1 protein-coding gene (cut by a window edge) is annotated in these 15,339 nt (G+C 69.0%); it reads left to right on the plus strand.

The features are described 5' to 3' along the window. On the plus strand, nucleotides 1–15,339 hold the 5' portion of the coding sequence (locus OHB26_RS15065) for a non-ribosomal peptide synthase/polyketide synthase (RefSeq protein ID WP_330184784.1). It continues 2,658 nt past the right edge of the window; the window shows 15,339 of its 17,997 coding nt (coding positions 1–15,339); the start codon lies at nucleotides 1–3; the stop codon falls past the right edge of the window.

The raw sequence follows: 15,339 nt of genomic DNA on the forward strand, positions 1-15,339 counted from the left end.
GTGCAGGGTACGGAGTTGGGTGGTTTCGGACCGGGCAGCGATCGGGCGGTGGGCAGTGCGCCCACGCCGGAGGCCTTCGAACTCACCCCCGGTCAGCTCGGACTCTGGTACGCCCAGCTGCTCGATCCGGATGTGCCGATCAATGTCGCGCAGTATCTCGATGTGCACGGCGATCTCGACGCCGCCGCAGTGGAGCGCGCCAGCGGTGACGCGATTCGCGAATTCCAGGCCGTGGTGGTGCGCCTGATCGAGGTCGACGGACAGCCCCGGCAGATCGTGGATCCCACTCTGCCCGTGGCGGTTCCGTACCTGGACCTGCGTGAGAACGCCGATCCGGAGGCCGCGGCCCGGGAATGGATGCACGCCGACTTCTCCGCCCCAGTGGATCTGCTGCACGATCGGCTCTTCGCCGGTGCGGTGCTGCACGTCGGCGAACAGCGGTACTTCTTCTACCTGCGCTGCCATCACATCCTGTTGGACGGTTACGGCGCGCTCACCATCACCATGCGCATCGCCGAGCGCTACAACACGCTGGTTACCGGTGGTACCCCGGCGACGATCGATCCCGGTGAGATGACGGTGCTGGTCGAATCCGAGCAGCGCTACCGGGCGAGCGCGGAGTTCGAGGCCGATCGCCGGTACTGGGCGGATCGGGTGCACGGCCTGGAGGCCACCACCCTGGATCGCCGTACCGCCCCGGCCGCCCCCGCCAATCTGCGCTTCGGCCGGCAGCTGCCGCAGCGGGTGCTGGACCGCATCAATCAGGTTGCCCGGGAACGCGATTCGAAGACCGCCGTGGTGCTGCTGGCGGCCTTCGGCGCCTACCTGGCCCGCCTCACCGATCAGCGCGAAGTGGTGCTCAGCCTGCCGGTGACCGCGCGCATCGATGAGTACACCCGGCGTTCGGCGGGCATGCTCTCCAATATCGTGCCGCTGCGCCTGGCCGTCGGTGACGACGCCACCTGGGACGATGTGCTGGCCGGGACCCGCCTGGAACTGTCGAACGCGCTGCGCCATCAGCGGTATCGGCACGAGGACATTCGCCGCGATGCCGATCGTGAGGGTCAGCAGACCCGGCGCGCGCTGTTCGGCCCGCTCGCCAATTTCATGCTCTTCGATCTGGCGCTGCCACTGGCGGCGGCGACCGCGCGGTACAACGTGCTCACCACCGGTCCGGTCGAGGACCTGAGCCTGCAGGTGTACTACGCCGACAGCGATCAGGTGCATCTGGAGCTGGAGGCCAATCCGAACCTGTACGGCAGTGACGATCTGGCTCGGCATCACGCCCGCTTCACCGGCTTCCTGGAGCGGCTGCTGGAGCTGGATCCGGCGACACCGCTCGGCGCGGTCCCGGTCATCACCGAGCTGGAACGCGAAGTGAGCCTGCGGATTTGGAATGACACCGCCCGCGACCCGGCGGACTTCGAACCGCCGGTGGCGGCGGAGTCGACGCTGGTCTCGCTGTTCGCGGCGCAGGCCGCGCGGACTCCGGGCGCGGTGGCGCTGCGGTATGCCGGGGAACCGGCGGTCCAGCTGACCTATGCCGAGCTGTCCGCGCGCGTGAATCGTCTTGCCCGGCATCTCATTTCCCTGGGCGTCGGCCCGGAGACCATGGTGGCGCTGCATCTGCGCCGCTCGCCGGAGCTGGTGACGGCGCTGTACGCCGTGCAGGCGGCGGGTGCGGCGTATGTACCGTTGGATCCGGATCATCCGGCCGATCGCACCGCGCATATCGTGGCGACCGCGCGCCCGGCGGTGGTGCTGACCAGCGCTGCCGATCGACCGGCCGTCGGGTTCGAGGCGCCGGTGCTCGTCCTGGATGAGCTGGTGCTGGACAGCTGGTCCGGCGCGCCCCTGCGCTCCACGGAACTGCTTGCGCCGCTGCGGCCTTCGAACACGGCCTACGTCATCTTCACCTCGGGTTCGACCGGTCTGCCCAAGGGTGTGGCGGTCACGCATCGCGGCATCGTGAATCGGCTGGCGTGGATGCAGTCCGAGTACGGCCTGAACTCCGATGATGTGGTGCTGCAGAAGACCCCGGCCACCTTCGATGTGTCGGTGTGGGAGTTCTTCTGGCCCTTGCAGATCGGAGCGACCCTGGTGGTCGCCACCCCGGACGGGCACCGCGATCCCGGCTATCTGGCGGAAACCATTGTCCGTGAGCGGGTTACGGTCGCGCATTTCGTCCCCGCCATGCTGGCGGTCTTCCTCGGTGAGCTGGTCGCGGCCTCGGCGCGGGAGATGCGGCTGCGCATGGTCTTCGCCTCCGGTGAGGCGCTGCCCGCCGCGACGGCGCAGCGGTTGCGCGCGTTGACCGGTGCGCGCCTGCACAATCTCTACGGCCCCACGGAGGCGGCGGTCGACGTCACCTTCCATGAGGTCACCGACTTGGATACCGAGGTGGTGCCGATCGGTGCGCCCGTATCCAATACCCGGCTGTACGTGCTTGATTCACGTCTACGGCCGGTCCCCGTGGGGACCCCGGGTGAGCTGTATCTGTCGGGGGTTCAGCTCGCCCGGGGCTATGTGGCGCGACCGGGCCTGACCGCGGAGCGCTTTGTCGCCGACCCGTTCGCCGGGCCGGACGGGCTCAGCGATGCGGGCGAATTGATGTATCGGACCGGCGATCTGGTGCGCTGGACGGCCCAGGGTGAGCTCGTCTACCTCGAGCGCACCGATTTCCAGGTCAAGCTGCGCGGCCTGCGCATCGAACTCGGCGAGATCGAAACCGTGCTCACCGCACAGGATTACGTGCACCAGGCGGTGGTCGTGGTTCGTGACGAGCAGCTCGTCGCCTACCTGGTTCCCGCTCGTGGATCGGCTGCGGTGGATGTGGCGAGTTCGCGCGTGGCCGCGGCCGCCACGCTGCCCTCCTATATGGTCCCGTCGGCCTACGTGGTGCTGGACGCGTTGCCGCTCAATGCCTCCGGCAAGTTGGATCGCCGGGCGCTGCCCGCGCCGGAGCCGACCGTCACCGTCTACCGCGCCCCGGTTTCGGTGGTGGAGCAGTCGGTGGCCCGGGTCTTCGGTGAGGTGCTCGAGCGCGACGGTCTCGGACTGGATGACGATTTCTTCGCGCTCGGCGGCAACAGCCTGATCGCCACCCGGGTGGCGGCGCGGATCAGCGGTGATCTGGGTTGCCGGATCGGAGTGCGCGAGCTGTTCGGCGCGCCGACGGTGGCCGCGGTGGCGGAGCTGATCGAGCGGCAGTTCCTCGATGAAGATGCCGAGTTCGGCACGGCGGTACCGGAATTGGCGGTGCGTGAGCGCCCCGAGGTACTCCCGCTCTCGCCCGCGCAGCAGCGCATCTGGTTCCTGAACCGATTCGCCACCGGCAGCGCCGACTACAACATGCCGTTCGTCCTGCGCCTGCGCGGTGATCTGGATGTGGCCGCCATGCGTGCGGCGATCGCGGATCTGGTGGGGCGGCACGAGGTGCTGCGCACCGTCTTCCCGCAGACGGCCGATGGTCCGTGCCAGCGGGTGCTTCCGGCGGCCGCGCTGTCGCCGCGGGCCGCGTTGGAGTCGCTCGCGGATCAGCTGCTGACCGATGCGGCGGTCGCCGAATTCGACGCCGCCGAGCTCAGGCTCATCGCGGGTACCGATCTCGTCGCCGCCGCCGAGCCGATCGCCGCCGCGGATCTGGATGCCGAGCTGCGCGCGTTCGCCTCGCGCGGCTTCGATCTCGAGACCGAGATCCCGTTCCGGGCCCGGCTTTTCGATATTCAAGACACCGACAATGCGGATAACAGCGACAACTCGGATAACTCGGGTGAAGCCGACTTCGCATTGTCCGTGGTGCTGCATCACATCGCGGCGGACGGTCTCTCCTTGCCCGTGCTGGCGCGGGATCTGGTGGCCGCGTACACGGCTCGGCTCGCCGGACATGCGCCCGGCTGGACCCCGCTGCCGCTGCAGTACGCGGATTACGCGCTGTGGCAGCGCGAGCGGCTCGGTGCCGCAACCGATCCCAACTCCCTGCTGGCCCAGCAGCTCGAGTACTGGACGCGCACGCTCGCCGGTGCGCCGGAGCAGCTCGACCTCCCGTCGGATCGTCCGCGTCCGGCGGTGGCGAGTGGCCTCGGCGGAACCCACCAGCTGGAAATACCGGCCGGTCTGCACTCTCGGCTGCTGGAAACCGCTCAGGAACATGGGGTTTCGGCCTTCATGCTCCTGCACGCGGTGCTCGCGGTACTGCTCGCCCGCCTGTCCGGGGGCGATGACATTGTCATCGGCACACCGGTCGGCGGACGCGGTGAACGCGATCTCGACGAACTGATCGGTATGTTCGTCGGCACCCTCCCGCTGCGCACCCAGATCGACACGCGCGCCACCTTCGCCGAATTGCTGAGTGCCGTACGGGAATCCGATCTCGCCGCCTTCGCGCACGCCGATGTGCCGTTCGAGCAGCTGGTCGAGACGCTGAATCCGGCCCGCTCCCAAGCGCGCCATCCGGTCTTCCAGGTGACGCTGTCTTTCACCGGTGTAGGGAATGTCGGCGTCGAACTGCCCGGATTGCTTGCCACGGCGGGTACGCTGGACACCGGAGTGGCCAAGTTCGACCTATCGATCGCGGTCACCGAAAGCTTCGCCGGTGCCGGTCCCGGGGAAGGTCCGGCACCGGCGGGGATCCAGGCGGAGTTCGCTTTCGCCACGGACCTCTTCGATTCCGCCTCCATCTCCGTGCTCGCCGCGCGCTTCCTGCGCCTGCTCGATGCCGTCACCGCCGCCCCCGCGACCGTGGTCGCCGATCTCCCGCTGCTCTCCCCGCGCGAGTACGCCAACCTCACCACCCGTTCCGGTGGTCCGGCCACCGCCACGGGTCTGCTGCCCGATGTGCTGGCCGAGGCCGCCGAGGCGGATCCGGACGATATCGCCATCTGCGATGAGCGCCGCGCGGTCACCTATGCCGAACTCGATGCCGCCTCTTCGCGTTTGGCTCGTTTGCTGATCGATCGCGGCATCGGTCCTGATGATCTGGTCGCCATTGGCGTACCCCGCTCGATCGAACAGGTCACCGCCGTCTGGGCCGTGATCAAGTCCGGTGCGGGCTGGCTGCCGGTGGACCCCGCCTATCCCGTGGACCGGATCACCCATATGGTGACCGATTCGCGCGCGGTGCTGGGCCTGACCACGGCCGCGGCCCGCGCCGCACTCCCCGGACCGCTGCCCTGGCTGCTGCTGGATGATCCCGAATTCCGCAGTGCCTGCGCGGCTTTCGCGGATGATCAGATCACCGACGCCGATCGGGTGCGCCCGCTGCACGCACAGCACATCGCGTACGCCATCTACACCTCCGGTTCCACCGGTCTGCCCAAGGGCGTGCTCGTCACGCATGAGTCGCTGGTGAGCCTGGCGGCCGAGCAGACCGCGCACTACTTCGGTCATCCGGGCGCGCGGGTGCTGAGCGTTGCCTCGCCGTCCTTCGACATTTCGGTCGCTGAATTGTTGCTGGCTGTCAATTCCGGTGCCACCCTTGTCATCGCGCCGGCAGGTGCGACCGTCGGTCAGGAGCTCTCGGATTTCGCCCGCGCACAGCGGGTTACGCATCTGGCCATGACACCGTCCGCCGCCGCCTCGCTGGATCCGGCGGAGCTGCCGGATGTGCAGTCGGTGGCGGTCGGCGGCGAGGCCGTTCCGGCGGAGCTGGTGCGCCGCTGGGTCGAGGCCGGGCGGACCATTGTCGACGCCTACGGCCCGACCGAGACCACGGTCATCGTGAATATGTCGCAGCCGCTGCGCGCGGGTGAGCCCGTCCACGTGGGCCGCCCGATTCGCGGTGTGCGCGAATGGGTCCTCGACGGTGCGCTGCAGCCGGTCCCGGTGGGCGCGACGGGTGAGCTGTATGTCGCCGGACCGCAGCTGGCGCGCGGCTACCACGGCCGCCCCGAGCTGACCGCGAATCGCTTCGTGGCCTGCCCGTGGGCTCCGGGCGAGCGCATGTACCGCACCGGTGATCTGGTGCGCTGGGCCGCCGACGGTTCGGTGATCTATGTGGGCCGCAACGACTCACAGGTGAAGGTGCGTGGCTACCGCATCGAACTCGGCGAGATCGAGTCCGCGCTGGCCGCGCACGAGCAGGTCCGCCAGGCCGTGGTGATCGTGCACGGCGATGCGGTGCGCGGCGATCAGCTGGCCGCCTACCTGGTTCCGGCCGATCCCGCCGCGGGCGTGCGCACCGAGGTGGTGCGGGCGAGCCTGCAGGGCCGTCTGGCTCCGCATATGGTGCCCGCCGCGTTCACGGTGATCGCCGAATTGCCGATGACCCCGAACGGCAAGCTGAATCATCGCGCCCTGCCCGCACCGGAGTTCGCCGCCCGCGAGTTCCGTGCGCTCAGCACCTCGGCCGAGCGCCTGGTGGCCGCCGCCTTCACCGAGGTGCTCGGCTCCGGCACCCCGATCGGCGCGGACGACGACTTCTTCGAGCTGGGCGGTAATTCGCTCATCGCCACTCGGCTGACGGCCCGGCTGGGCGCGGCCCTGGATGCCCGGGTCCCGGTGCGGCTGATCTTCGATGCCCGCACCGTCGCCGAATTGGCGGCTGCCCTGGGTGAATTCGCCGGTACCGGCGGGCGTCCACCGCTGGTGGCGGGGGAGCGGCCCGCGCAGGTGCCGCTCTCCTACGCGCAGCAGCGCATGTGGTTCCTGAACCGCTTCGACACCGAATCGGTGGCGGACAATCTGGTCGCGGCCATCCGGCTCTCCGGTCCACTGGATCGCGACGCCCTGGCGGCGGCGCTCGGTGATGTGATCGAACGCCATGAGACCCTGCGCACCATCTACCCCGCGACCGACGGTATCGGCCGGCAGCAGGTGCTTCCGGTCGCCGCGGCCGCGGTCGGGTTGATCACCGAGGAGATCACCGCGGCCGAGCTGGACGCGCGCATTCGCGCCCTGGCCGGTACACCGTTCGCGGTGGACGCCGAGGTGCCGTTGCGGCTCAATCTGCTTCGGGTCGACGACACCGAGCACCTGCTGGTGTTCTCGGTACATCACATCGCCGCCGACGGCTGGTCCGTCGCGCCGCTGACCTTCGATGTGATGGCCGCGTACTCCGCGCGCCTGCGTGGGGCGGCGCCGCGGTGGGCCGCACTGCCGGTGCAGTACGCCGACTACGCGCTGTGGCAGCGCGAGCTGCTCGGCGCCGCCGAGGAGCCGGATTCGCTGCTGTCGCAGCAGATCTCGTTCTGGCGTAACGAGCTCTCCGGGCTGGCTCCGGAGCTGTCGCTGCCGTTGGATCGGCCGCGTCCGGCCACCGCCTCCGGGCGTGGCGCGCGGTATGAGTTCGCACTGGATGCCGGTCTGCACGAGCGGCTCCGGGCGATTGCCGAGCGGTCCAATGCCTCGCTGTTCATGGTGGTGCACGCCGCCTTCGCCGCACTGCTGGCCAAGCTCTCCGGGCAGTCGGATGTGGCGATCGGTACCCCGGTCGCCGGGCGCGGTGAGGCCGCGCTGGACGGTCTGGTCGGCATGTTCGTCAATACGCTCGCACTGCGCACCGAGGTCGCGCCGCGGGGTTCCTTCACCGATCTCGTTACCGCCGTGCGGGATGCGGATCTGCGCGCCTTCGCCAATGCCGATGTCCCGTTCGAGCGCCTGGTGGAGGCGCTGAATCCGGTGCGCACACCGGGTCTGCACCCGCTGTTCCAGGTGGTGCTGGACTTCCAGAACACCGCGGGCGCGGCCCTGGAGCTGGAGGGGCTCGAGGTCTCGCGCCTCGATATCGATACGCACACCGCGAAATTCGACCTGCAGCTCTCGATCGGAGAGAGCGCCGACGGCGGTCTGGCAGCTGTATTCACCTATGCCACCGATCTTTTCGACGCCGAGGCTATCGAGGCGCTGGCTCGCCGCTTCGCTCGCGTGGTCACCGCCGTGGCGAGTGATGCCGCGCTGCCGGTCGGTGATATCGAGGTGCTCGATGCCGATGAGCGCCAGCGGGTGCTGTACGACTGGCCGGCCACCGGTGTTGACGGCTCCGAATCCGACACGCTGGCAGCACGTTTCGCCGCCGCCGCGCTGATCGATCCGCTGGCGCCGGCGGTCCGCTCCGGTGACCTCACCCTCACCTACGGCGAGCTCGACGCCCGCTCCAACCGCCTGGCCCGGCGGCTCATCGCCGCCGGTGTCGGCCCGGAATCCCTGGTGGCCGTTGCGCTTCCGCGCACCGCCGACCTGGTGGTCGCCCTGCTCGCGGTGCTGAAGTCCGGTGGCGGTTATCTGCCCATCGACCCGAACTACCCGGCGGACCGTATCGAGTACGTCCTGGATGACGCCCGCCCGGTCTGCGCGCTCACCAGCGCAGCCGCGAATCTGCCCGCGGGCTGGTTCGGTGGCCCGGTGCTCGATCTGGACGCCATCGATCTGACCGGTTACGCCGATACCCCGGTGACCGACGCCGACCGGCGCGGCACCCTCGATCCGGCCCATACCGCCTATGTCATCTACACCTCGGGCTCGACCGGCCGTCCCAAGGGCGTGCTCATCCCGCACCTGAATGTGGTTCGGCTGCTGGACAATACCCAGCGCCACTTCGCCTTCGGACCGTCCGATGTGTGGACCATGTTCCACTCGTACGCCTTCGACTTCTCGGTCTGGGAGCTCTGGGGGCCGCTGCTGTCGGGCGGCAGCGTGGTGGTGGTCGACTACTTCACCTCGCGGTCGCCGCAGCAGTTCCGGGAATTGCTCGCCGCCGAACGGGTTACGGTCCTGAATCAGACCCCATCGGCCTTCTATCAGCTGATCGCCGCCGATCTGGCGCACGCCGAAGACGATCTCGCGCTGCGCTGTGTCATCTTCGGCGGCGAGGCCCTGGAGCCGCAGCGGCTGCGCGACTGGTTCGCCCGGCATCCGCAGTCCCCGGCGCTGGTCAATATGTACGGCATCACCGAGACCACGGTGCACGTGTCGTACCGGCCGATCACCCCGACCACCGGTTCGGCGAGTGTGATCGGCGGTGCGCTGCCGGGTCTGGTTGTGCGCGTACTGGATTCGCGGCTGCGGCCGGTGCCCGCCGGTGTCCCCGGTGAAATCTACGTCTCGGGCGGGCAGTTGGCGCGCGGCTACCTGTCGCGTCCGGCGCTCTCGGCGAGCCGCTTCGTCGCGGACCCGTACGGTCCCGCCGGTACGGTCGCCTACCGCACCGGCGATCTGGCGCGCTGGACCGCGACCGGTGAGCTCGAGTACCTGGGTCGCGCCGATCAGCAGGTGAACCTGCGCGGCTTCCGAGTGGAGCTCGGTGAGATCGAGGCCGCACTCCTGGATGAGCGGGGCGTACGGGAGGCGGCCGTGGTGGTCCGCCACGACGATATCGTCGCCGAGGACCGCATTGTCGGTTACGTGGTCGCCGATACGAGCGTCGACACCGCGCTGCTGCGCCAGGGGGTCGCCCGGCGGCTGCCCGAGCATATGGTGCCCACCGCCATCGTCGTCATCGATCGAATTCCGTTGACCGTCAACGGAAAGCTGGATCGCGCCGCGCTGCCCGCCCCGACCTTCGAGGCCGCGGCCTACCGTGAGCCCGGTACGCCCGCCGAGATCGCGGTGGCGAATGTCTTCGCCGAACTGCTCGGTATCGACCGGGTCGGCGTGGATGACGATTTCTTCGCGCTCGGTGGCAGTTCGCTGTTGGCGGCCCGTGCGGTCGCCCGTATCGGCGCGGCGCTGGATTGTGAGATCCCGGTGCGCGTGCTGTTCGAAACCCGCAGTGTGGCAGCGCTTGCCGAGTACGCGCACGAACTCTCCGGCGCGGGCGCGCGCAAGGCGCTGCTGCCGCGCATGCGACCGGAGCGATTGCCGCTGGCCCTGGCCCAGCAGCGCATGTGGTTCCTCAACCGGTACTGGGCCGCCGAGGAGACCTCCGGTCCGGGGGCGGCCGCGGACAATATTCCGCTGGTCATCCGCTTCTCCGGGGCGCTCGATGTGGTCGCGCTGGCCGGTGCGCTCGCCGATCTGGTGCAGCGGCACGAGACCCTGCGCACCATCTACCCGGACGGCGTGGACGGTCCGGAGCAGGTGATTCTGACCGCCGCACAGAGTGTTCCGGCGGTGGTCGCCGAGCAGATCGACGAATCCGAACTTGATGCGCGACTGGTCGCCGCCGCCACCTACGGCTTCGATCTGACCGGCGAGACTCCGCTGCGCACAGCGCTTTTCCGGCTCTCGGGCACCGAACACGTGCTGGCCCTGGTACTGCATCACATCAGCGCCGACGGCTACTCGCTCGGTCCGCTGGCCCTGGATCTGATGGCCGCGTACACCGCGCGCCACACCGGTCGGGCTCCGGCCTGGCAGCCGCTGCCGGTGCAGTACGCGGATTACGCGCTCTGGCAGGCCGAGGTGCTCGGTTCGGATACCGATCCGAACTCCGAGGCGGCCCGTCAGTTGTCCTACTGGCAGCACCGGCTCGCCGGTCTGCCCGAACAGCTGGACCTGCCCGCCGATCGCCCGCGCCCGGCGGTGTCGACCCAGCGTGGCGGCGCGCATCACTTCACCGTCGACGCCCATCTGCACGGCGAACTCGCCGCTCTCGCACAGAAGTTGGACACCACGATGTTCAGCACCGTGCACGCGGCGCTGGCGATTCTGCTGTCCCGGCTGTCGGGGAGCACCGATATCGCCATCGGCACACCGGTGGCCGGACGTGGTGAGCAGGCCCTGGACGGTCTGGTCGGCATGTTCGTCAACACCCTGGTGCTGCGCACCGAGGTCGATCCGCGCGCGGCGTTCGAGACCCTGCTGGCACAGGTGCGCGCGGGCGATATCGAAGCCCTCTCGCACACCGATATCCCGTTCGAACGCCTGGTGGAGGTGCTCGCCCCCGCCCGCGCCCAGAACCGCCACCCGCTGTTCCAGGTGGCGCTGACCTTCCAGAACTTCCCGCTGCCCGCCCTGGAGTTGCCGGGTCTGCGGGTCCTGCCCGCACAGATCGAGGCGGGTATCGCCAAATTCGATCTGCAGTTCACCGTCACCGAATCCTTCGGCCCGGAGGGTCGCACCGGCGGCCTGGAGATCGAGATCACCTACGCCACCGACCTTTTCGATGCGGACAGCATTGCCCTGCTGGCCCGCCGCTTCGAACAGGTGCTGGCGACGGTCGCCTCCGACCACCTGATCGCGGTCGGCGATATCGACCTGCTGCGCGCCGATGAGCGCCGCCGGGTGCTCACCGAATGGAATGCCACCGCCCGCGATCTCACCGCCGAACTTCCGGAAGGCGCTGCGGCGAACCTGGTCTCGCTCTTCGAGGCGCAGGTGCGGGCGACTCCCGAGGCGATCGCCCTCGTCTTCGAGGGCGCGAGCCTGTCCTACGCGGAGTTCGCCGGGCGGGTGCACCGCACGGCACGACACCTGATCGCACAGGGTATCGGCGCGGAATCGACTGTCGCCCTGGCGATTCGCCGATCCGTGGATCTCGTCGTCGCCATGTACGCGGTACTGGAGGCCGGTGGCGCGTACGTGCCCCTGGACCCCGATCAGCCCGCCGACCGCATCGACTACGTGCTGGACACCGCTCGCCCGGCGGCAATCCTGACCACGGCCCGCGATGCGTTCACCACCGGTGGCAATACGCCGGTGCTCGAGGTCGATACCCTCGACCTCGAGGGCTGTTCGGCCGCGCCGATCACCGATTCCGAACGTGGACAGTCGATCCGGCCCGATCACACCGCGTATGTCATCTTCACCTCCGGTTCCACCGGTCGCCCCAAGGGTGTCGCGGTGGAGCACGGCGCGATCGTGAATCGTCTGTTGTGGATGCAGCACGAGTACCCGATCGATGCGAGTGACGCTGTGTTGCAGAAGACTCCGGCGACGTTCGATGTGTCGGTGTGGGAGTTCTTCTGGCCCTTGCAGACCGGTGCGCGTCTGGTGGTCGCCAAGCCGGATGGTCATCGTGATCCGGTGTATCTGGCGCAGGTCATCGCCGAAGAGGGCATTACGACAGCGCATTTCGTGCCGTCCATGCTCTCGGTCTTCGTCGCGGAGTCCGAGGCCGCGCGATGCACTGCCCTGCGGCAGGTGTTCGCCTCCGGTGAGGCGCTGCCCGCCGCGACAGCGCAACGGTTGCGCGAGCTGACCGGCGCACGGCTGCACAACCTCTACGGTCCGACCGAAGCCGCCGTCGATGTCACCTATCACGAGGTCGTGGACGCCGACACCCTCTCGGTGCCGATCGGCCGCCCGGTGTGGAACACCCGCGCCTACGTCCTGGATGCCCGGCTGAATCCGGTCGCGCCGGGTGTCGCGGGTGAGCTGTACCTCGCCGGTGACCAGCTGGCGCGCGGGTATCTCGGCCGCCCCGACCTGTCCGCGGATCGATTCGTGGCGAACCCCTTCGCCACGACCGGTGCGCGGCTGTACCGCACCGGCGATCTGGTGAAGTGGAACGCCGACGGTGAGGTCGAATACCTGGGCCGCACCGACTTCCAGGTGAAGCTGCGCGGTCTGCGGATCGAGCTCGGTGAGATCGAGTCCGCGCTCATCGCCATGGATTCGGTCGACCGGGCCGTGGTCGTGGTGCGCGCCGATGAGCTGCTCGGCGATCAGCTCGTCGCCTACCTCGTTCCGGCCGCCGAGTCGGTGGAGATCGACGAGGTTCGGGCCGGTCTGTCCGCGGCATTGCCCGGGTATATGGTTCCGGCCGCGTTCGTGGTGCTGGATGCCTTCCCGCTCAACGCCTCCGGCAAGCTGGATCGTCGCGCGCTGCCCGCGCCGGTGTTCGAGGCCAAGGTGTTCCGGGCGCCCTCGACTCCGGTCGAGCAGATTGTCGCCGGTATCTTCGCCGATCTGCTCGGTGCCGAGCGCATCGGTGTGGATGACGACTTCTTCGAGCTGGGCGGCAGTTCGCTGCTGGCCGCCAAGGCGGTCGCCCGGATCGGTACCGCACTGGACACGAATGTGGGCGTGCGGGCGCTGTTCGAGGCGTCAGCGGTCGGTCAACTGGCCGCACGGGTCGAGGTCGCGCCGTCGGGTTCGCGCCCGGCCCTGGTCGCGGGTGCTCGCCCCGAGCAGTTGCCGCTCTCGCCCGCGCAGCAGCGCATGTGGTTCCTGAACCGCTTCGACGGCAGCTCGACCGCGTACACCATCCCCTTGGCGCTGCGGCTCTCCGGCGACCTGGATGTGACCGCCCTGCGCGCGGCGGTGGCCGAGGTCGTCGAGCGGCACGAGACGCTGCGGACCATCTACCCGGAGACGGCTTCCGGTCCGGTACAGGTGGTGTTGCCCGCCGATCGGGCCGCGCAGCCGCTGCTGCCGATCGACTGCACCGAAGCCGAACTGCCGCAGCGCATTCTGGCGCTGACCGGTGCGGGCTTCGATGTCACCACCGAGGTCCCGGTTCGACTGCGACTGTTCCGCATCACCGATGCGGGCCCCGGCGAGTACGTATTCGTCGGTGCGCTGCACCATATTTCGGCCGACGGCTCCTCGCTGGTGCCGTTCGTTCGCGATCTCATGCTCGCCTACGGTGCGCATCTCGCGGGTGCGGCTCCGGCGTGGTCGCCCATGGTCGCGCAGTACGCCGATTACGCGCTCTGGCAGCGTGCCCTGCTCGGCTCCGAAGCGGATGCCGAATCGGTGGCGGCACAGCAGCTCTCGTTCTGGCGTACGGCCCTGACCGGTCTGCCCGATCAGCTGGATCTGCCCACCGATTTCCCGCGCCCGGCCCGGCAGAGCCTGCGCGGTAAGCGGGTCGAGCTTCCGGTGGATGCCGAACTGCACGCCCGTCTCATCCGGGTCGGTCGCGGCCACGGCGCGACCCTGTTCATGGTCGTGCACGCGGCCTTCGCGGCCCTGCTGGGCCGCCTGTCCGGTGCCGCCGATATCACCGTCGGCACCCCTATCGCCGGTCGTGGCGAGGCGGCGCTGGACGACATCATCGGCATGTTCGTGAACACCCTGGTGTTGCGCACCGAAATCGATGCGGCGGAGCCGTTCTCGGACCTGCTGGGCCGGGTGCGCACCGCCGATATCGCGGCCTTCGCACACGCCGATGTGCCGTTCGAACGCCTGGTGGAGGTGCTCAATCCGGCCCGCTCCACCGCCCGGCATCCGCTGTTCCAGGTCGGCTTCTCCTTCCAGAACCATGAGCGGGCCGCCCTGGAGCTGCCCGGTCTGACGGTTTCGGAGGTCGACTTCGACAATGAGATCGCCCAGTTCGATCTGCACCTGTTCGCGGTCGATCACTACGGCCCGGCCGGTGCGCCGGCCGGTATGGCGCTGACCCTCGGTTACGCCACGGATCTCTTCACCGAGGACACCGCGCTCCGATTCGCCGCGGCGCTGCGCCGCATGCTGGAAACCGTTGCCGCCGAGCCGGATACGACCGTCGGTGCGATCGATCTGCTCGGCCGGGACCTGCGCGAGCAGGTGCTCACCGAGTGGAATGCGACCGAACGTGCCCTCGCCCCGGTCACCCTGGTCGATCTGGTCGACAGCCAGGTCGCGGCCACTCCCGAGGCCGTCGCCCTGCTGAGCGCAGATGGCGAGATCTCCCTCGGCTACGCCGAATTCGATGCCCGGGTGAACCGCCTGGCCCGTCGCCTGATCGCCGACGGTGTCGGCCCGGAGCAGACGGTCGTCCTGGCCATCCGCCGCTCCATCGACCTGGTCATCGCCATGTACGCGGTGGTCAAGTCCGGTGCTGCCTACGTGCCGATCGATCCGGATCACCCGGCCGACCGCATCGCCTATATCATCGAAACCGCCGCTCCGGCAGTCATTCTCACTACCACCGGCGATGATTCCCGCCGTCATCCCGGCGCGCTTTCGGCCGGGATCCACAGCAACGCCATCAGCATGCTGCGGATCGACGAGCTCGATCTGTCCGCCTACCCCGCCGCGCCGATCCGAGACGGTGAGCGGGTACGCCCCCTGCGTCCGCACAACCCCGCCTACCTGATCTTCACCTCCGGCTCGACCGGCAAGCCCAAGGGTGTGGCCGTCCCGCACGCCGCCATCGCCAACCAATTGCAGTGGCTGCAGACCACTTTCGAGCTGGACGCGAACGATCGCGCCCTGCTGAAGACCCCCGCGACCTTCGACCTCTCGGTCTGGGAGTTCTGGTCCCTGCTCACCACCGGCGGCAGCCTGGTCGTCACCGCCCCCGGCGACGAGCGCGATCCGGACCGTCTACGCGCCCTCATGGAGACGCACGCCGTCACCGTGCTGCATCCGGTTCCGTCCCTGCTCGGCATGCTGCTCACCTCCGGTGCGCTGCCCGCCTCGGTGCGCGCGGTGCTGGCCATCGGTGAGGCCCTGCCCGCCGCCACCGCGACGGAGTTCCTGGACAATCCGGGCAAGGCCCGCCTGTTCAACCTGTACGGCCCGACCGAGGCCGCG

This window comes from Nocardia sp. NBC_01503, from assembly GCF_036327755.1.
Classification (GTDB): domain Bacteria; phylum Actinomycetota; class Actinomycetes; order Mycobacteriales; family Mycobacteriaceae; genus Nocardia.